The sequence below is a fragment of the Rhizobium sp. LEGMi-198b genome (assembly GCF_054114205.1).
The window spans coordinates 85,597-105,587 of the sequence record NZ_JBSYVH010000001.1 but is presented as its reverse complement, the minus strand read 5'-3'; the positions used below and the strand labels follow the sequence as shown (position 1 = coordinate 105,587).

The following is a 19,991-nucleotide window of genomic DNA, read 5'->3' as shown; positions in this document are numbered from 1 at the left end:
CCGACTGATTTTATGAATAATGCGCTGGCCTGACCGACTCGGTAACAGCAGCCGATATTGATTTTGAGGTTATTCAATTGATTCGCGTAGGGGCGGCGTTAGTCGTTTGCGTAATTCTGGCGGGATGTAATTCCGTCTCGAGCGAAGGGCCGCTGGCCGGTGCGATTGATGAGGATGCCGGGCAATCGGGCGCGGAACTCGGGCGCAAGAATGCGGCCGTCTTCGATGTCGTCGACATAAACAGCCGCACGGCGCGCTTTGTCTCGGACTATGTGTCCAGCGCACTCAATCGTCGGTTCGGGATAGGTGGCCCTGTCGGACGGGTCGTTATCGGCGTCGGCGATTCGCTGAAAGTGACGATCTTCGAGGCTGGCGCCGACGGTTTGTTCTCGACGGCCCAGTCGAAACAGGTATCCCTGGATATTATCGTCCAGCCGGATGGGACTGCAGCTATCCCTTATGCCGGCACGGTCAAGTTTGCGGGCAAGACGTTGGAACAGGCCCGTCAAGCGATCCTGGCGGCGCTGGCTACCAAGGCGGTCGAGCCGGACGTTATCGTGACGAGTACCGGCACGTCATCGCGGACGGTAACTGTCTCCGGCGCGGTTGGCCGTCCGTCGATGGTTCCTTTGGATCTGATCGGCGAAAAGATCACCCAGGTCATTGCCAAGGCTGGCGGACCGGTCACTCAGCCTTATGAGACCTATGTGACCTTGGTTCGGGGCAACAGGACCGGAACGGTTCTTCTAAAGTCGATCATCGAACATCCCACTGAAGATATTTACGTTCAGCCTGGCGATCAGATTTTCCTCGTGCGTGATCCCAGGACCTTTACCCTTCTTGGCGCCGTTAAGGGTGACGGCCGCCTTGAGTTCGGGGCCAACGACTTGAACCTGCTGGAGGCTGTCGCTCTGGGCCATGGCGCGGTGGATGAAGCCGCCAATGCGCAAGGGTTCTTCCTGTTCCGGTACGAAGAACCGGAAATCGTTCAGAACCTCCTCGGTGCCGCTCGTTTCCAGGAGCTGGTGCGTAAGGGAATGGCGCCGGATTCCAAGGGACGATATCCGATCGTCTATAGATTCGACATGTCGCATCCCGACAGTCTCATTGTCGGCCAAACGTTCCCCGTCAAGAGCCGGGACGTCATCTATGTATCGCGTCATCCCTCGGTCGACATTCGGAAATTCCTGACGCTGGTCGGTGCGCCGCTTAATATTGCCTCGCAGGGTGCTGCGACCGCTGCCAATCTGGGGCAGTGACATTGGCTTGATCGCGGAGGCGGCGCGGAACGCGCCTAGCCGCAGTTTCAATGCCGACGTCAGCATATCGCATCGTCGAAAGACTGGCTTTCATTGAGCAACAGAGGATTGCGAGAGCCGGCGGGCTGCGTCTTCCTTTTGAGATTCCGATGGTGGTTCTTCTAGGAAGGGTTGTGGTGAGCCGACCCTGTCCCGCTTCGGATCAGGGTCGTGTTGTTTGTCAATATGGTGTTCAGCCCTCGGTTTTTGCAGGTGACAACCGCGGACAATTGTGGTGTGAACGGGTGATAAGCAAATATGGCTACTTTCATCCTATGCAATTTTAGAGACGACGCCGAGATACTATGACGGTTGAAATTATCGGACGGGCGAGTGTTGCCCCGGGCGCGGATTCGATTGAAGAACTGCACCTCGTCCTCAAGGAGGGACGTTGCACGGTCAACCGGATCCCCGATGAACGCTGGGATCTTGCGCGTTTTTGGCATCCCGTCGTCGGCACGCAAGGGAAAACCTATAGCTACGCCGCCGGTGTCATGGCCGACATCTATTCTTTTGACCCTGCAGTCTTCGGCCTTTCGCAGCGTGAGGCGATGCAGATGGACCCGCAGCAGCGCATCCTTCTGAACCTCGTCTGGCGGGCTTTGGAAGATGCGAATTTGCCCGTCGATAGCTTCGAAGGCGAAAGGGTGGGCGTCTATGTCGGCGCTTCCTCGCTTGACCACGGCAATCTCACCGCCGAAGATCCGGCCGCTGGCAGCCCGTATTTCATGACGGGCAACACGCTCTCGATCGTTTCCAACCGCATTTCGCATATTTTCGGCCTGCGTGGCCCGAGTATGACGATCGATACGGCCTGCTCGTCGTCGCTCGTGGCGCTCGATCAGGCGGTGAGGGCGCTGGAATGCGGCGATATCGATACGGCGATCGTCGGCGGCATCAACCTTCTGGTTCACCCGCTATCATTCGTCGGCTTTTCCCAGGCGCGCATGCTGTCGCCGGAAGGGCTTTGCCGCGCCTATGACGATAATGGCCGCGGTTACGTTCGCGCGGAAGGCGGCGCGGCCATCATCCTGCGCAGGACAGATCGCGCTTTGCGTGAGAAGGATCGCAGTTACGCTCGGCTCCATGCGATCGGGGTGAATTCTTCCGGCCGTACAAATGGGATTTCGTTGCCGTCGCGCGATGCACAAGCCGCTTTGCTGCGTTCGATCTATGAAGGGCAGAACATCGACGTCAACCGCATAGCCTTCATCGAAGGTCATGGTACGGGGACTAAGGTTGGCGATCCCGCCGAGATTTGGGCGATCGGCAATATCATTGGCCGGAACCGCCGGGCGCCGGTGCCGGTCGGCTCGATCAAGTCCAATATCGGCCATACTGAGCCCGCCTCCGGTCTTTTCGGCCTGCTGAAGGCGATGATCGCGCTGGAGAACAATTTTCTGCCGGCATCGCTGCATTTCGAGCAGCCGAATGAAACCATCGATTTCGAAGGATTGAACGTTCGGGTCAATACATCGGCCATCGAGCTCCTTCCGGCCAAACGGCCGCGCTTTGCCGGCATCAATTCCTTCGGCTTCGGGGGCACGAACGCCCATGTCGTCATCAGCGATCCCGATCCGGTCGCTCCGCCCGAACCACCATTGCGGGGCGAGGGCACGATTTTCGTTGCGAGCGCTCATACGGCTTCGGCGCTGTCGAAGCTGCTCGAGGACTACAGGAGCCAGCTCGAACGGGCAGAGCCCAAGGAAGCCCGGCAGATCATCGCGGCCGCCGCTGCCAATCGCGAACCGATGCGCCACCGTTTCGCCGCCAAGGCCAAAGACAGCGCCGCAGTGCTTGCGGCGATCGATGCCCATCTTGGCGGCGAAAATTCCGTTGGTGAAATCGGTGAAGTGCCGGCTCAGGCGGTCAAGATTGCCTTCGTTTTTTCCGGCAACGGCTCGCAATGGGCGGGCATGGGAGTCGAGGCTTATCGGGAAAACAGCCATTTCCGGCAGTGTTTTCAGTCGTTCAGCGCGCTCTTCGAATATTATCTCGGCGAGAAGCTGACGGATATTCTGGTTTCCTCCGATCTATCCCTGCGGCTCGCCGACACCAAGATCGCGCAGCCTCTGCTTTTTGCAATTCAAGCCTCCCTATCGGACTGCTTCTCGGTGCTGGGAGTGAAGCCCGATGCCGTCCTCGGCCACTCCGTCGGCGAAATCGCCGCCGCCTATGCGGCCAAAGCGCTGACGGCAGCCGAAGCGGTCGCGATCGTCGCCAAGCGTTCGCTGCATCAGGATCTTCTCGCCGGAGAAGGCAAGATGGCTGCGGTCGTTCTCAACGAGGACGCGGCGCTCGCCTTCGCCAAATTGCACGGTCTCCACGACATCTGCATCGCAGCGATCAACGCGCCGAATTCGATAACGATTTCTGGCCCGGTCCATGAGATCGAAGCATTCAAGGAGGCAGCTCGCAAGTCGCAGATCGTCGCGCATATCCTCGACATCAACTATCCCTTCCACCATCCGATCATCGATCGGGCAAAGGACGCCTTTCTGGCCGATCTGCCTGACGTCGCACCGGATGCCGGCAGCGGCACCTTCATTTCAACGGTAACCGGCGCTGCCTGCGATGGCCGCCTGCTGGATGCTCAATACTGGTGGCGCAATGTCCGCGATCCCGTGCTTTTCAAGACGGCCTGTCAGGCGGCCATGGCGATGGGATGCAACCTGTTCATTGAAATCGCCCCGCGCCCGATCCTTTCGAATTACATGACGGAGATCGCCAAGCAGGCGTCCGTCCAGGCGGTTGCCATACCGACATTGCTGCGGGAGCCGCCGCTCTCCGGGCGGGATCCGGTTTCGCAGGCTTTTGCGCGCGCTGTCGCACATGGCGCGTCGGCGCTGCGTTCGCGCGGCAGCGCCACGCGCAATGCCTTCGTCAAGCTGCCGTCTTTGCCGTTCGAACCGGTGGAGCTGCGTTCGCAGCCAACAACGGACGAAATCGACATTTTTGGCCGCGACGGCAAGAGCCCTTACACCCTGCTGGGCTGGCGCACGGACCCCAACGCCTCCACCTGGAAGAACCATCTGGATGCGCATCTCTTCGCCGATCTCGCCGAACATGTCGTCGACGGCAAGTCGATCTTGCCGGGCAGCGGTTTCATCGAGATCGCCGTCACGGCAGCTCAGCGATATTACCAGACGGATGCGGTTGAGATCGGCAATCTCGAAATCGTCAGACCCTTGGAACTGCGGCAGGATCGGATGGTGGAACTGTCGACCATCCTTTCCCCGGAGACGGGCGATATCGAGATCCGCTCGCGTGAGAGGCTGAGCAACGACGACTGGACCGTTCATGCGGTCGCGCGCGGCCGCAAGCCGATCGGGAAGGGCGATGCCGAAGACAGAGCCGCATGGCGGTTCGAGGAAGAGAAATCCATTCTCACGTCCGAGAAGACCTATGAAACGGCCGAGCGTTTCGGGCTGCAATATGGTCCGCATTTCCAGCTTCTATCGAAGGCTGTCGCTTTCGGGCGCAGCGTCATTGAAGTGGAGCTGAAGCCGGCTGCCGCTCCCGCCCATCCGTTCGTAACCTACAACCTCAATCCGATGTCGATCGATGCGGCGTTCCACGGCCTCGTCGCACTCTTCGATAAACTGTCGGGCGATGAGGCGGGAGCTCCCTATATCCCGGTTCGTTTCGGCACTGTGCGGGTAGCTGGCAAGGGAAGACCGGTTGTCAAAGCGGTCATTGAGATCGATCGGTTCAGCCGGAATTCGATCAAGGCCCGCTTCCGCATGTTCAGCGGCGATGGCGATGAGATTGCCGTTTTCGACGATTGCCGCTTCCGCCGCACCTATTTGCGCCGGCACACGACGCTCGATTCCGTCGCCTTCCATTATGAGACCGTGCCATCGGCGATTTTTGGACGCCGATCCGCATCGGACATGGTGACGCTAGATGCTTCGGCGCTGCGCCGCCCTAGTGAAAATCATTCGCTCAATAATGCGACCCTGCTTCTCGACGCGGCGATCTACCGGGCATGCCATGAGATCGCCTTGGCGATCGCGGGCAGGGACGGTGCGGTTTCGCTTTCAAACCTTCCGGACGATCCGGAATTCCGGCCGTTCCTGATCAACTGCCTCTATATTCTCGAGGATGCCGGCATCGCTTCGGCTGAGGATGGCGAATGGCATATTCCCCTCGATTTTACCCTGCCGCCGGTGGGCGAAGTGCTGCAGGAGCTCTATCGCGAGGATGCCGGCCGAGTCGCCGAAGCAATTCTCGTCAACAATGCCTATCGTGAAACCCTGGAGCGTCTGGCCGCCGTTCATAGACACGTGCTTGGCCAAAAGCGGGCCGAGGCAACTGTTCATACGACTGGCGGAGCAACGCTGGAGCATGTGCTCGTTCACTCGCCCTTGAGCAGCAGGCGGCTTTCGCTTGTTGCCGAGGCCCTCGCAGTGTCCATCGAGACCAATCCCGGCGATATTGGTTTTATTCTGGAAGCGGGGTCGACATCCGCAGCCTTTAGCCAGCGGTTGGCCACGATCGCCGCCAAGGCCGGCGCCAGCCTGATCATAGCCGAGCCGCGAGAGCAGATGCGCCGTGCACTTGAAATCGCCTTCGAGGGGGCCGCACATGTCATCGTCGCGGAGCCTGGCAAGCTTGCCGATCAGCCGCTCGCCGACGTTATCATTGCCTGTAGTGATCAGAGCCAGCATCTTCTATCCCATGACGACGGGCTGAAAGCCGCCATCCGCAGCGCTGCCGCGCGTGGCGCGCAACTCCTGTTTGCCGATCGAGCGCCGAGCATCTTCAACGATTTCGCGTTTGGCCTGTCGGAGGGATGGTTCGCCGGCAGTCAGTCGCCCGAATTCCCTGTAGGCCAGTTGGGTACGCTGCAGCAGGTCGAGGATATCCTTGCGGCGCTCGGTTTCGGCAAGCCTCGGATCGAGGAGCAGGTTTTCCCCGAAGGGGTGCTGATCACGGCGTTGGCTGCATCCGAAGGTCAAGTCGAAGACGAGCCTGCTGTATCCCGCGCCGACGCACCGCTTTTAGTTCTGTCCGAGCGTGGCGCGAGCATCGGCCTTTCCGATAGGCAGGTGATCGCCGTCGACGTCAAACCAGCGACTTCGAACCTCGCCGATGTCCTCGCGACCCACCATCCGCGCCATATTCTCTATGTGGCGGAACGGGAGGGCGAGCGCGGCGCGTCCGATCTATCGTGGATGCGGCTCGACGTGTTCGCAGAGTTGGCCGATGCACTGACGAGATATGCGGAGGGTGACAGACCGCGCCTTGTAATCGCGGCTCCGGGCGGTTCGCCGCTTGCCAAAGAGCGGATTGATAGCGCCAATGCCGGCTTGTGGGCCTTCGCGCGCGTGCTGCAGAATGAATATGACGGCTTCGACGTGCACCTGCTCGATGCCGAAACCGACGATGAGCGGGCGATCGCAACCGTTGAGACCCTTCTGTTCGCCGAGACCAATAACCGGGAGTGGATGCTCGACAGGGTAACCGGCGAGATCCGCGAAATCCGGGCCGTGGCGGCACCTTTTGCGCTAACCGAGATGAACCGCCGCGACGTTGCCTCGGCGGCGATCCGGCAACATACGAGTGGCCGGTTGGACAGCGTTGTTTGGGAAGAGGCGGATTTGCCGGCGCCGTCGGATGACGAGGTCATCATTGCCGTCGAAGCCACCGGCCTCAATTTCCGTGACGTCATGTGGGCGATGGGCCTGTTGCCAGAAGAAGCGCTGGAGGATGGGTTTGCCGGCGCTACGATCGGCATGGAGTTCGCCGGTCGCGTGCTGCAAACCGGCTCTGCCGTCGGCGACCTCCAGCCGGGCGACAAAGTCATGGGCATCGGTCCCGCTGCGTTTTCGACCCATGTACGCGTGCGCCGCGATGGTGTCACCAAGCTGCCGGAGACGATGGACACGCTTGCCGCGGCCACGGTGCCCGTCGCCTTCCTGACCGCCTATTACGCTATGGTCGAGCTGGGGCGTATCCAATCGGGTGAAACCATCCTGATCCATGGCGCTGCCGGCGGTGTCGGCCTTGCCGCGTTGCAGGTCGCTAAGCTCAAGGGCGCCAAGGTGATCGCCACCGCCGGCACGGTCGAGAAGCGCCGCTTCCTTCAAATGCTCGGCGCCGACCATGTGCTTGACTCCCGCTCGCTGGATTTCGTTGCGGGCGTTCGCCAAATTACCCGGGGCGAAGGCGTCGATCTTGTGCTGAATTCGCTGTTTTCCGAGGCGATGGAGCGAAGCATCGAGCTGGTCAAGCCGTTTGGACGCTTCCTGGAATTGGGCAAGCGCGATTATTATTCCGACCGCAAGATCGGCCTGCGCCCCTTCCGCCGCAATATCAGCTATTTCGGCATCGACGCCGATCAATTGCTGGTCAACGCTCCCGCCCTGACGAAGCGGATCTTTGCGGAGATCGGTCAGCTCTTTGCCGATTACAAGCTCACTCCGCTGCCCTATCGTGCCTTCGGCTATGATGAGATCGCCAGCGCTTTCCGGCTTATGCAGAATGCCGGTCATATCGGCAAGATCGTCGTTCGCCCGCCTGTTCTCGGTGCCGATCCTGTCTTGCCGGCGCCGGCTAAATCGCTCCGGCTCGATCCCGCCGGCATTTTCCTCGTGGCTGGGGGTATCGGCGGTTTCGGTCTCGCGGCCGCCAACTGGCTCGTGTCCAAGGGTGCGCGCCGCATCGCTCTGTGCTCGCGCCGGGGCGTCGCCGATGAGGAGACGCTGAACACCGTTGGCGAATGGGAGAAGAAAGGCGTCGTGGCAACGCTGCACGCCTGCGACATCACCGACGAGGTTGCTGTCGAGGCACTGCTTGGCTCGCTTCGTTCCGAGGGTGCGCTGAAGGGCATTATCCATGCCGCCATGGTTCTTGACGATGGGCTTCTCGCCAACCTGACACCAGAGCGCAATCGGCCGGTTATCGAGGTGAAAGTCAGGGGCGCCGACAATCTTCATCGATTGACCCGGAATGACAGCCTCGATCTGTTCCTGCTGTTTTCGTCCGCGACGACGATGCTCGGCAATCCTGGGCAAGCGAATTACGTCGCAGCGAACGGCTATCTCGAAGGTTTAGCGCGATCGCGCCGCGCCGCCGGTCTGCCGGCGCTCGCCGTCGGCTTCGGCGCCATTGCGGACAAAGGATTTCTTGCCCGCAACATCGAGGTCAACGAACTCTTGTCGAAGCGCATCGGCAAAGCCGCCTTGAAGGCGCGGGATGCGCTGGAGCAGGTCGAACGTTACATGCTGGCCGATACCGGCAAAATCGATGCCGCAGCCGTTATGATCGCCGAAATCGATTGGAGTGCGGCACGCATGCTACCGATCGCCGGTCGGTCGCTGTTCGAACCGCTGATGCGCCATGCGGGCGACCATCAGTCCCTGAACGATGGCGATATGATCGATCTCAGCGAATTGATCAAAGGTAAATCCGAGGAGGAGGCGCAATCCGCTTTGCACGTGATCGTGGCTTCGGAAATTGCTGCGATCCTGCGCGTGACCGAAGATACGATTACACCCGACAAGGTGCTGAAGGATATCGGCCTCGACAGCCTGATGGCGATGGAACTCGGCATGAGCTTCCAGCAGAAGACCGGTTTCGACATTCCCTTGAGTGGGATCGGGGAGGGGACGACGGTCAGCGACGTCGTCAGCCGCTTGCGTGACAGGGTCATGAATCGTGGTGGCGGGGAGGTCGAGGGTTCGGCGGCGAGCGAGGATCAAGTGGTCAGCCGATTGGTCCAAAGCCACTCCCTTCAGAAGAAGGCCGCACGCTCATGACGCAAGATGCCAATGGGGTTGTTCCGCCCGGCGACAAGAAAAGCAGCCTGCTGGAGCAGATGCGCCGCGCCAACGAATCTTCCGGACGCAACCGGGCGGAGCGGTTGAACAGGCAGCCGCAGCAGCCGGTTCGTCAGGCTCAGCGCTTCGAGGATTTGCCGGAATATAAGCGCGTCATGACGCAGAAGATTGCCGGCGAGATGGCCGGTATCGCTAATCCTTTCTACCGCTCGCATGATACCGCCGCCGGCGCGACGACAAAGATGGGCGGACGAGAATTCGTCAATTTCGCCTCCTATGATTACCTTGCCACCAATACCGACCCTCTCGTGGCAACCCGTGCCAAGGAAGCCATCGACCGTTTCGGCATCTCAGCTTCCGCCAGCCGCCTTGTCGCCGGAGAGCGGCCGGTGCATGTCGAGCTGGAGCAGCAGCTCGCCAAGCTCTATGGCGTCGATGCTGCTGTCTGTTTCGTCAGCGGCTACTTGACCAATGTCGCGACCATTGGCTGTCTGCTGGGGCCGCAGGACCTCGTCATCCACGATGAGTTCATCCATAACAGCGCGCTTGCCGGCATCAAGCTTTCCGGCGCGGCGCGGCGCCTGTTCAAGCACAATGACGCCGAAAATCTTGAAAGCATCCTGAAGACACTGTCTTCCGACTTTCGCCGTATCCTGGTCATTGTCGAAGGCATCTATTCCATGGACGGCGATGTCGCCGATCTCCCGGCGCTTCTGGAGCTGAAGGCTCGCTATGGCTTCTGGCTGATGGTGGATGAGGCCCACGCACTCGGCATCCTCGGCGAAAAGGGCCGTGGCACCTTCGAGCATTTCGGCCTCGATCCGCGCGATGTCGACATCTGGATGGGAACGCTTTCGAAGACGACATCGAGCTGCGGCGGCTATATTGCCGGCAGCAGCGCGCTCGCCGATATCCTGAAGGCGGAGGCAGGCGGCTTCGTCTATAGCGTCGGTCTTGCCCCGGTTCTGGCCACGGCGGCCATCGCCGGCTTACAAATTCTGGAGTCCGCACCGGAGAGGGCCGCTCGGCTCAGGCGCAATGGCAGCCTCTTCCTGCAGCGTGCCAGGGAGGCGGGCCTCGATACCGGTCTGAGTCTTGGCTTTTCCGTCGTTCCCGTCATCGTCGGCGATTCGCTGCGAGCGGTGCAGCTTTCCAATGATTTGCTGGGCGAAGGCATCAATGTGCTGCCGATCATTCACCCGGCCGTGCCCGAAGGCATGGCGCGGCTGCGCTTCTTCATCACCTGCAATCACACCGAAGAGCAAATCCGCCGTTCAGTCGCCGTAACGGCCCGGAAACTCCAGGATTTACAGGATCGGAATTTCGGCCTGGCGTCCATCGATATGGACAAGGTAATGCAGTTGTTGCCGGCGCGCCAGGCCGCCGGCAAGCCATAGACTTAAGGCGATCAGGTCATGCATGTCATCGTCACCGGAGGCTCAAGCGGGATCGGTCTGGCGATCGCCAAGCTCTATGCCATCAGAGGCGACCGGGTGTCTCTTCTTGCTCGCCACCCCGGGCGTCTGGACGAGGCGCGTGTTGAGATTGCGACCACGGCAGGCGTCGATCTTTCTTGCATCCAGATTGCCTCCGTCGATGTCGCATCCGCCAAACAGGTTTTGGAAGCCGTTGAGACCTGCGAACGTGCTTTCGGACCTTGCGACGTCCTGATCGCGTCTGCCGGCATCGTCGAGCCATCTGCTTTCGATATTATGCCGGCCGCAGTTTTCGACGAGCAGATTGCCACCAATCTCCTGGGAACGGCGAATATCGTGCGCGCTGTCTATAAGGGCATGAAGACCCGCCGCAGCGGCAAGATCATGATGATCTCCTCTGGCGCCGCTTTGATCGGCATTTACGGCTACACCGCCTATTGCGCCTCCAAGTCGGCGCTGATCGGCTTTGCCGAAGCCTTGAGCGCAGAAGCGGCCATCGCCGGGGTGCGTGTCGCGATCTGCTTTCCGCCGGATACGCTCACGCCGCAATATCACCGTGAAATGTCGATGCGGCCCGCCGAGGCGGAGCTATTGATGGGTACGGTCAAGCCGTGGAGCGCCGAAGCCGTGGCGGCAAAAATCGTCGGCGGTCTCGACCGCGGCAAGGCCCGAATCCACTTTGGATGGTCGCTGACCGCTCTCGCCTATTTCGGGCCCTTGATAAAGCCGCTGTTGATATGGTGGTATTCTCGCAAGCTTCGAAAAATAATTGAGCAAGGACGGGATGGAAGCCTTGCCCGCTCGATCGACAAAGGCTTTGATCGGGGCTGAACGCAGTTTCGATAAATTTGTGTGCTGCTCCAGCGCGCCTGAAGAGACACTTAAAACAACAGAATTTTGGAATTGGCGGCTTTTCCGGTTTTTCGAGTGAGTTGCCGCAGACTATGGTATTTGGACGGTTTAGTTTTGAAACTTCATGATTTTCCGGCGCTGTTGACGCTTGGTTGCTTTGCTTTTTCCTGCGTGGTCATTTTCCTGACCGACCCTTTTGCAATGCCTGCCGCAGTCAACAAACAAAATCATACAGAGAGAAGTTTGAAGCGGCTGGCGTTCGAATGGGCGGCAAGAATTCCCGTCATCGCTCTCATCTACGGCTTCTTCTTCGCAATCTCCTGGCGTCCGATTTATGGTGCGCAGGGTGCGATCAGTTTCTTCGTCATCTTCACCGGAATTTCGCGCGCAAAATTCGAGTTCATCCGCGAACCCCTGGTCTTTTCCGACATCGCCCTAGTGGTCGATGTTTTCAAATACAAAGAGATTTTCTACGCGACGTCTCTGAACATCGTCTTCTGGGTCATCGCGCTCTCCTATGTATTCGGCGTCAGCGCGCTTTATATGTATTTCGAGCCCTCGATCCTGCCCAGCCACAACGGTTTCCTTTGGGTTCTCGTGATGCTGGCGATCGCCTTCGGCCCCTGGCTCGCCTTATTCAGCCGGATCGTCAGCGGCCCCGTTTGTCGTTTCACACAGAATGTTCTCGGCAAGGTCGACGTCAAGAAGGATACGGTCCGATTCGGCACTTTTGAATCCGTCGTCTTTCATTTCGTCATCTGGGTGGGCGTCAGGCGTGAGGCTATCGTCACCCAGCTATCGGAACGCTTCATTTCCGCCCTTCATGAACTATGGGAGCATGGCGACGACGAACCTTTGATCGTCATATGGCAATCCGAATCCTTCATCGATCTCCGGCATTTCGGCGTGGAAAACGTCAAGCTGCCCAATCTTGACCGGCTACGGGAGCAGGCCGCCCAATGGGGCCGCATGACAAGCGTTTTCGAGGGCGGCTATACGCTGCGCACCGAGTTCGCAGTGCTGAGCGGCTTGTTGCCCGAAAACGTCCATATCGACGCGAGCTACCCCTATTTGCGCGCCAGCCACTATAAGGATGTCGTCTGGCCGCAACGGCTGCGGAAGGCCGGTTGGAAGACGCAATTTATCCACCCCTACGACAAAACTTTTTTCCTGCGTCACAAGGCCATGCCGCAGCTCGGTTTCGACCGGATGATGATGCTGGACGAATTCGACCACCGGGCCGACCGCGACGGCCCCTATGTCAGCGACCTGTCGCTGACGAAAAGCGTGATTCGGGCGATCGACGAGGATGGCGCCGGGAAAAATTTCGTCTTCGTCGCTTCCATGGCGAATCATGGCCCCTGGGAGCCCGGCCGCTGCGGCGATCTGACGAATCCGGTCGATATCTACAGCGAGCTGCTGATGCGCGCCGACCATGCGCTGGGTAATCTCGCGCATCACCTGGATCGGCTCGACCGTCCTGTGTGGCTGCTATTCTACGGCGATCACGCCCCTCTGTTGAAGGCCTTCGCCGATCCCTTCCCGGATCCGCGTACGGACTACATCGTCGTTCCGCTCGGTCGAGCGCGGTCGCACTCGCAAAAGCCAATGCCGCCGCAGGAAGAAGCGCCTTGGAACCTCATCGGCACGCTGCTGCGTTACGCCGGCCTCAGCACCGAGGTTCCGGAGTGATGGCTGACGGGCAGGGGGGAGCGGGGGCTTCTCAGCGCGTCTTTCTTTTCCTGCAGGGGCCGTCCTCACCGCTTTTTTCTGAAATCGCCAGGGGGCTGGAAGCCGCTGGCCATCGCTGTATCCACATCAACTTGAACCCTGGCGATTGGATATTCTGGCGCCGTCGAGGAGCCTTCAATTATCGCGGCGGCTTTGCCGGTTGGCGCAGCTGCGTTCGCCGCCGAATCGAGGCCGACGAGGTCACGGACGTGATTCTTCTCGGCGAGGAGCGTCCGTATCATCAGGTCGCCATCGAAGAGGCGAGGCGGCGAGCCGCCAGTATCAATGTCGTCGAGATGGGATATCTGCGGCCGGATTGGGTGACGCTCGAGCGTGACGGAATGTCATCCAATTCCCGTTTTCCTGTCGATCCGTTCTACATCGTCCAGGCTGCGGCGAGCCTTCCCGAGCCGGACTTGAGCCGTCGCTTCAGTCACAGTTTCCTGGCCGAAGCAGCCTATGATCTCCTCTACAATCTTCCCAATGCCTTCCTGTGGTTTCTCTATCCCGGCTATCGGCGCCATGCGCTCTATCATCCGCTGGTGGAATATGCGGGCTGGCTCCGCCGGCTGCCGTCGAGCGGCAGGCGTGCACGGGAAGCGGAGGCGACCATCGAGTGCTTGATCACCGCTGAGACGCGATTCTTCGTCTATCCCCTGCAGCTTCAGACGGATTATCAACTCCGCTCGCACTCGCCCTTCCATCGACAGCAGGATGCAATCAAGCAGATCATGCAGTCGTTTGCCGCGCACGCAGCGCCAAACATGCATTTGGTTATAAAGCTTCATCCGCTCGACAATGGGCTTGTCGACTGGAGGGGCTATATCCACGGCATAGGCGCAAGGCTCGCCCTGTCCTCCCGCATCCATTTTATCGACGGCGGCAATCTCGAAAAATTGATTTCGGCAAGCCAGGGCATGGTGACGGTCAATTCCACCGCCGCACTTTCCGCCCTGCAGGCTGAGAGACCGGTAAAAGCCCTTGGAGCGGCGATCTACGATATCGACGGTCTGACGGACCAAAAGCCATTGGACCTCTTCTGGGGCAATCCAGCAAAGCCGTTGCCCGGCCTTCGCAGCGCATTTCTGAAACTGCTTGCCGCATCGGTGCAGGTGCGCGGGAATTTTTACTCGCGGGCCGGCGCACGGGCGGCATCCGCTGAGATCGCTAAGCGGCTCCTATCGCGAAGCGTCAACCTCCCGGCCGCCTATATCGACCCGCCGCCACGGCAAAGGCCGACAAAGATCGATATTCCCGACCCGAAATTGACATACCCTCCGCCTATGGGAGATTCGCGTTAAACCTAACGCAGCGATTCGATGTTGGGACAAAGCGCGAATAAGCAGTTTGCGGGGAGCAAACGTCATGGATGGCGGCAAGATGGAACGTTTTATGCTGAAGGAGCTGCTCGCAATCATCGCAGCTCTTGTGGTTGTTTCAGCGGTACTTCTGACGATCGTGATTACGGGGAATTATTGAGCGGGTGCCGCTGGGGCGTTGGCACCGTTCTGGTGCGCAAAGAGCGCTGTCAAACAGCTTGAAAACCGCTATTTCAACCAATCGATTTATATTTGGAAATGGTGGGCGATGAGAGACTCGAACTCCCGACATCCTCGGTGTAAACGAGGCGCTCTACCAACTGAGCTAATCGCCCTTGCAGCAAGCGGGTCTTTGGCCCGCCGCGTTCGGTGGCCGTGATCTATGCGGAACGACAAAAAACCGCAAGAGTGTTTGTGAAGATTTTTTGATTTTTTTGATGGCGCGGCATCAGTGGCCGATATCGCCACATGCGACTGCTGGGGAAGCCGGCCTGGTTGGGGCAGGTTTATGAGCCGTTTTTGAAATGCATGGGGCGCGAACCTGCCATGCCAAATCGACGGAGCCGAAACGTGCCGGCGGCGGTCGCGAAAACAATTCGTGCTCTGTCATGGATTTGTATTTAAACCTGCTTGACACCCAAACGCGAACCCCGTAGTTAGCCGCTCATCGAACGGCGAGGCCGCTTTGATGGATGCGAAAGCATCCGGAATGCTTGAAATGAAGTGCGGGTGTAGCTCAGTCGGTTAGAGTGCCGGCCTGTCACGCCGGAGGTCGCGGGTTCGAGCCCCGTCACTCGCGCCATTTTAAAGCATGATTGCCGGATTTCGCATGACCGAAAGGTCAAACGATGCGCGGGTGTAGCTCAGTCGGTTAGAGTGCCGGCCTGTCACGCCGGAGGTCGCGGGTTCGAGCCCCGTCACTCGCGCCATTTGTTTCAAGCCATTACAATCAATCATCAATTTGCTGCGACTGCGAAAAAGCCGTTTTGCCTTTGCGCGGATTTGTCGCGATATCGTTACAGCCTGTTGGTAAGTCCGGTTCGGTAGTGCTTGAAACGACATATTCAAAAGGCTTGCGCCCGCGCTCCGGCTGCGCTAACCACGGCTCTGTTGCAACGCTCTTTCGCTTGGCTTGGGCATTTGCCCAGAGGCGCCGCCCCGGCGCACATGGCAAGCAGGGATGGACATGATGACTGGACTGCTCAGTTCCTATATTCCGATAGCTATTTTCATTGGTATTGCCGTGGTGATCGGCCTGGCGTTGTTGATCACGCCGTTTGCCGTCGCCTTCAAGGCGCCTGATTCGGAAAAGCTGTCGGCCTATGAGTGCGGCTTCAACGCATTCGACGACGCCCGCATGAAGTTCGACATCCGCTTCTATCTTGTGTCGATTCTCTTCATCATCTTTGACCTGGAAGTCGCCTTCCTTTTCCCCTGGGCCGTATCCTTCGGTGCGATCGGCTGGTTCGGGTTCTGGTCGATGATGGTATTCCTGGCGGTGCTGACCATCGGCTTTATTTATGAATGGAAGAAGGGGGCGCTCGAATGGGAGTAGTCCAAAGCAACACGACGCTCGTTGCGCCGCAGCCGAAGGGGATCATCGATCCCGCAACCGGCAAGCCCGTTGGCAGCAATGATCCGTATTTTGGCGAGATCAACAATGAACTCGCCGACAAGGGCTTTCTGGTTACTTCGACCGACGAGTTGATCAACTGGGCCCGTACCGGCTCGCTGATGTGGATGACCTTCGGTCTCGCCTGCTGCGCCGTCGAAATGATGCAGGTTTCCATGCCGCGTTATGACGTCGAGCGCTTCGGTTTCGCGCCGCGCGCCTCGCCGCGCCAGTCTGACGTCATGATCGTCGCCGGCACGCTGACCAACAAGATGGCGCCCGCTCTGCGCAAGGTCTACGACCAGATGCCGGAACCGCGCTACGTCATCTCAATGGGCTCCTGCGCCAACGGCGGCGGCTACTATCATTATTCCTATTCCGTCGTGCGCGGTTGCGACCGCGTGGTGCCGATCGACATCTATGTGCCGGGCTGTCCTCCCACGGCGGAGGCGCTGCTCTACGGCGTGCTTCTGCTGCAGAAGAAAATCCGGCGCACCGGCACGATCGAACGGTAAGGCAGGGGACAAGGCAATATGAGTGAAGCCCTGAACGAACTCGCCACCTATCTCACGGAAGTTCGCGGCACGCTGATTTCGTCGTCCGAGATCAAGTATGGCGAGCTGAACGTGACGACGACGGCCGCAAACGTGGTCGCGCTGCTGACGTTCCTGCGTGATGATGCCAAATGCGGCTTCGTCAACCTGACGGATATTTGCGGCGTCGACTGGCCGCAGCGTCCCGATCGTTTCGACGTCGTCTACCACCTGCTGTCGCCGAAGAAGAACCTGCGCATCCGCATCAAGGTTCCGGTCGCCGAAGATCAGCCGGTGCCGTCGGCTTGCAGCGTCTATCCCGGCGCCGATTGGTTCGAGCGCGAGACCTGGGACATGTACGGCGTTCTTTTCACCGGCCACCCGGATTTGCGCCGCCTTCTGACCGACTATGGCTTCGAAGGCCATCCCCTGCGCAAGGATTTCCCGACCACCGGTTTCGTCGAAGTTCGTTATGACGACGCCGCCAAGCGCGTGGTCTACGAGCCGGTCGAACTGAAGCAGGAATTCCGTAACTTCGACTTCTTATCTCCCTGGGAAGGCACGGATTACGTGCTGCCGGGCGATGAGAAGGCGAAGCAGTAAGAGGCAATAGGCAGTAGCCAATAGGCAATAGGAGAATGGCAAACGGCGATTAATTCCTACCAGGACCTTACTGTGTGGCAGCGCTCGATGGACCTTGCTGTTGAATGTTATGCTCTTACCAAGGAATTTCCGAAGGAAGAGATTTACGGCTTGGTTTCACAGATACGGCGCGCATCTGTATCTATCGCGGCAAACATCGCGGAAGGTTATGGGCGAGAAGCTACAGGGGCTTATGTTCATCACCTAAAGATCGCACAAGGGTCGCTGAAGGAATTGGAAACGCATCTGATATTGTCAACGCGAGTAGAGATCGTCGCCTTTGAGCGAATTAAGGCGACGATGTCCTTGGGTGATGAAATCGGCAAGATGCTGCGATCGCTTATTCGCCGATTGCAGGACGAACGACATGGATATGAGAGTTAACGGTTACACTATTGCCTATTGCCTACTGGCTAATGCCTGCAATAAGCGGAGCGCATTGCAATGACTGAACACAACGTTCGCAACTTCAACATCAATTTCGGTCCGCAGCATCCTGCTGCGCACGGCGTTCTGCGTCTTGTCCTCGAATTGGACGGCGAAATTGTGGAACGCGTCGATCCGCATATCGGCCTGCTGCATCGCGGCACGGAAAAGCTGATCGAAACGAAGACCTACCTGCAGGCCGTTCCTTACTTCGACCGCCTCGATTACGTGGCGCCGATGAACCAGGAACACGCCTACGCGCTGGCCGTCGAAAAGCTGCTCGGCATCGAGATCCCGATCCGCGGTCAGTTGATCCGCGTGCTCTATTCCGAAATCGGCCGCATCCTGTCGCATCTGCTGAACGTGACGACGCAGGCCATGGACGTTGGTGCGCTGACGCCGCCGCTCTGGGGCTTCGAAGAGCGCGAAAAGCTGATGGTGTTTTATGAGCGTGCCTCCGGCTCGCGCATGCATGCCGCCTATATCCGTCCGGGCGGCGTTCACCAGGATCTGCCGGAAAAGCTGGTGCAGGATATCGGCGACTGGTGCGATCCCTTCCTGAAGGCGCTCGACGATATTGACGAGCTGCTCACCGGTAACCGTATCTTCAAGCAGCGCAACGTCGATATCGGCGTCGTGTCGCTGGAAGACTGTTGGGCCTGGGGCTTCTCGGGCGTCATGGTCCGCGGCTCGGGCGCCGCATGGGACCTGCGCCGCGCGCAGCCCTATGAGTGCTATTCCGATCTCGAATTCGACATTCCGATCGGCAAGAACGGTGACTGCTACGACCGTTACCTGATCCGCATGATCGAAATGCGCCAGTCGGTCCGCATTATGAAGCAGTGCGTCAACCGCCTGCTCGGCGATGCCAAGACCGGCCCGGTCTCTTCGCTGGACGGCAAGGTCGTGCCGCCGAAGCGCGGTGAAATGAAGCGCTCGATGGAAGCGCTGATCCACCACTTCAAGCTCTACACCGAAGGCTATCACGTGCCGGCCGGTGAAGTTTACGCCGCCGTTGAAGCGCCGAAGGGCGAGTTCGGCGTCTACCTCGTCTCCGACGGTTCGAACAAGCCGTATCGTTGCAAGATCCGGGCGCCGGGCTATGCGCATCTGCAGGCCATGGATTTCATGTGCCGCGGCCATCTGCTTGCCGACGTCGCGGCCGTGCTCGGTTCGCTCGACATCGTGTTCGGTGAGGTGGATCGCTGATGAAGCTTTGGCTGGTCATCGCTACTGCGCTTCTCGTTGCTTCCGGAGCTTCGGCTCAGCAGGCCGGCAAGGCGCAGGCGTTGCCCAGCATCTCCGTGCAAGGTTCGAATGCGAAAAGCTCGAATGTTGCAAAGAGCGGAAATACGGCTTCGCAGAGCGCGGTATCGACCATGGCCGATCTCGTGTCACGTGGCTATGAAATAAAGGCCGCCGTGCCGAACGGCGGCAAATTCGTTGTGTTTATGCAGAAAGACCAGTCGGCCTATGCCTGCGAATTTTCGTCCCTGACGGATACGCGGTGTGGGTCCTTAAACTGAGATAAGGCGTGAAAGATGTCCGTTCGTCGACTAGCCGAAGATCAATTCCAGCCTGCCGCATTCGCCTTTAACCAGGAGAACGCGGCTTGGGCTGAAAAGACGATCAAGAAATATCCCGAGGGCCGCCAGCAATCCGCGATCATCCCGCTGATGATGCGTGCGCAGGAGCAGGATGGCTGGGTCACCAAGGCGGCCATCGAAAAGATCGCCGATATGCTTGATATGGCCTATATCCGGGCGCTCGAAGTCGCCACCTTCTACACGCAGTTCCAACTGCATCCGGTCGGCAGCCGCGCTCATATTCAGGTCTGCGGCACGACGCCCTGCATGTTGCGCGGCGCCGAAGGCCTGGTGAAGGTCTGCAAGAGCAAGATCGCCGCCCACGCGCTGGAGCGCAACGCCGAAGGCACGCTCTCCTGGGAAGAAGTCGAATGTCAGGGCGCCTGCGTCAACGCACCGATGGTCGTGATCGGCAAGGATACCTATGAGGATCTGACGCCGGAACGTCTCGAAGAGATCATCGATGCATTCGTCGCAGGCAAGGGCAGCGAAGTTCCGACCGGTCCGCAGATCGATCGCGTTTTCTCCGCACCGGAAGGTGGTTTGACGTCACTTCTGGATTCGCCGGCGACGAAGACGAAGAAGAAGGCCGGTGCTAAGGTTGCCGCCGAAACGGTTGCTCTGCCGCCATCCGAGGCAGCCAAGCCCGTTAGCAGCGATGCCGAGACCAATCCGGCGCTGAAGAGCCCGGCTGATGGCAAGACGGCGCTGCCCGCCGAGCATCCGAAGGCTGCTCCGGCCAAAGAAGACAATACGGCTGTCGGCGACAAGG

General features: G+C 59.2%; 12 protein-coding genes, 3 tRNA genes and 1 pseudogene. 15 read left to right on the top strand and 1 reads right to left on the bottom strand.

The features are described 5' to 3' along the window. Window positions 1-80 precede the first annotated feature (80 nt). The 6 genes from ACXHXG_RS00500 to ACXHXG_RS00475 all read left to right on the top strand — a co-directional run bounded on the left by ACXHXG_RS00500 (window position 81) and on the right by ACXHXG_RS00475 (window position 14,402). A complete protein-coding gene (locus tag ACXHXG_RS00500; RefSeq protein ID WP_285168209.1) occupies window positions 81-1,259 on the top strand; it encodes a polysaccharide biosynthesis/export family protein in 1,179 nt (392 codons plus the stop codon). 344 nt (window positions 1,260-1,603) lie between these two features. After that, window positions 1,604-9,061 (top strand): type I polyketide synthase, encoded by a 7,458-nt coding sequence (locus ACXHXG_RS00495; protein WP_457898198.1) that lies wholly within the window; start codon window positions 1,604-1,606, stop codon window positions 9,059-9,061. Then, window positions 9,058-10,479 (top strand): aminotransferase class I/II-fold pyridoxal phosphate-dependent enzyme, encoded by a 1,422-nt coding sequence (locus ACXHXG_RS00490; RefSeq protein ID WP_104822676.1) that lies wholly within the window; start codon window positions 9,058-9,060, stop codon window positions 10,477-10,479. The genes ACXHXG_RS00495 and ACXHXG_RS00490 overlap by 4 nt, the downstream gene beginning before the upstream one ends. Window positions 10,480-10,497: 18 nt before the next feature. Beyond that, complete coding sequence (locus ACXHXG_RS00485; RefSeq protein WP_457898197.1) at window positions 10,498-11,349, top strand: SDR family oxidoreductase; 852 nt, start codon at window positions 10,498-10,500, stop codon at window positions 11,347-11,349. A 135-nt stretch (window positions 11,350-11,484) separates the two neighbouring features. Continuing rightward, complete coding sequence (locus ACXHXG_RS00480; RefSeq protein WP_457898196.1) at window positions 11,485-13,062, top strand: LTA synthase family protein; 1,578 nt, start codon at window positions 11,485-11,487, stop codon at window positions 13,060-13,062. Next, the gene (locus tag ACXHXG_RS00475) at window positions 13,062-14,402 is read left to right on the top strand and encodes a capsule polysaccharide biogenesis protein (RefSeq protein WP_457898195.1); all 1,341 of its coding nucleotides are present in this window, start codon (window positions 13,062-13,064) and stop codon (window positions 14,400-14,402) included. The genes ACXHXG_RS00480 and ACXHXG_RS00475 overlap by 1 nt, the downstream gene beginning before the upstream one ends. 277 nt (window positions 14,403-14,679) lie before the next feature. Here ACXHXG_RS00475 and ACXHXG_RS00470 read toward each other — a convergent pair. After that, window positions 14,680-14,755 (bottom strand) — tRNA-Val (locus ACXHXG_RS00470). A 390-nt stretch (window positions 14,756-15,145) separates the two neighbouring features. On the opposite strand from ACXHXG_RS00470, the gene ACXHXG_RS00465 reads away from it, so the two are divergent. From ACXHXG_RS00465 to nuoE, 9 genes and pseudogenes are all read left to right on the top strand, one after another. After that, window positions 15,146-15,222, top strand: a tRNA-Asp gene (locus ACXHXG_RS00465). 50 nt (window positions 15,223-15,272) lie between these two features. Next, a tRNA-Asp gene (locus ACXHXG_RS00460) sits at window positions 15,273-15,349 on the top strand. A gap of 260 nt (window positions 15,350-15,609) precedes the next feature. Continuing rightward, window positions 15,610-15,975, top strand: coding sequence for an NADH-quinone oxidoreductase subunit A (locus tag ACXHXG_RS00455; protein ID WP_028754004.1), 366 nt, complete (start codon window positions 15,610-15,612; stop codon window positions 15,973-15,975). Continuing rightward, complete coding sequence (locus tag ACXHXG_RS00450; protein WP_104822680.1) at window positions 15,966-16,547, top strand: NuoB/complex I 20 kDa subunit family protein; 582 nt, start codon at window positions 15,966-15,968, stop codon at window positions 16,545-16,547. The genes ACXHXG_RS00455 and ACXHXG_RS00450 overlap by 10 nt, the downstream gene beginning before the upstream one ends. An 18-nt stretch (window positions 16,548-16,565) precedes the next feature. Then, window positions 16,566-17,168 (top strand): NADH-quinone oxidoreductase subunit C, encoded by a 603-nt coding sequence (locus ACXHXG_RS00445; RefSeq protein ID WP_104822681.1) that lies wholly within the window; start codon window positions 16,566-16,568, stop codon window positions 17,166-17,168. Window positions 17,169-17,195: 27 nt separating this feature from the next. Next, the gene (locus ACXHXG_RS00440) at window positions 17,196-17,591 is read left to right on the top strand and encodes a four helix bundle protein (protein ID WP_285168210.1); all 396 of its coding nucleotides are present in this window, start codon (window positions 17,196-17,198) and stop codon (window positions 17,589-17,591) included. Window positions 17,592-17,651: 60 nt separating this feature from the next. Beyond that, the gene (locus tag ACXHXG_RS00435) at window positions 17,652-18,842 is read left to right on the top strand and encodes an NADH-quinone oxidoreductase subunit D (RefSeq protein WP_457898194.1); all 1,191 of its coding nucleotides are present in this window, start codon (window positions 17,652-17,654) and stop codon (window positions 18,840-18,842) included. Beyond that, window positions 18,842-19,159: a hypothetical protein gene (locus ACXHXG_RS00430; RefSeq protein WP_104822684.1), complete on the top strand. Its 318-nt coding sequence runs from the start codon at window positions 18,842-18,844 to the stop codon at window positions 19,157-19,159. Before ACXHXG_RS00435 ends, ACXHXG_RS00430 begins: the two co-directional genes overlap by 1 nt. Before the next feature lie 15 nt (window positions 19,160-19,174). Next, window positions 19,175-19,954 (top strand): annotated as a pseudogene (gene nuoE / locus ACXHXG_RS00425) (NADH-quinone oxidoreductase subunit NuoE); the annotation flags it as partial. Between the last annotated feature and the right edge of the window lie 37 nt (window positions 19,955-19,991).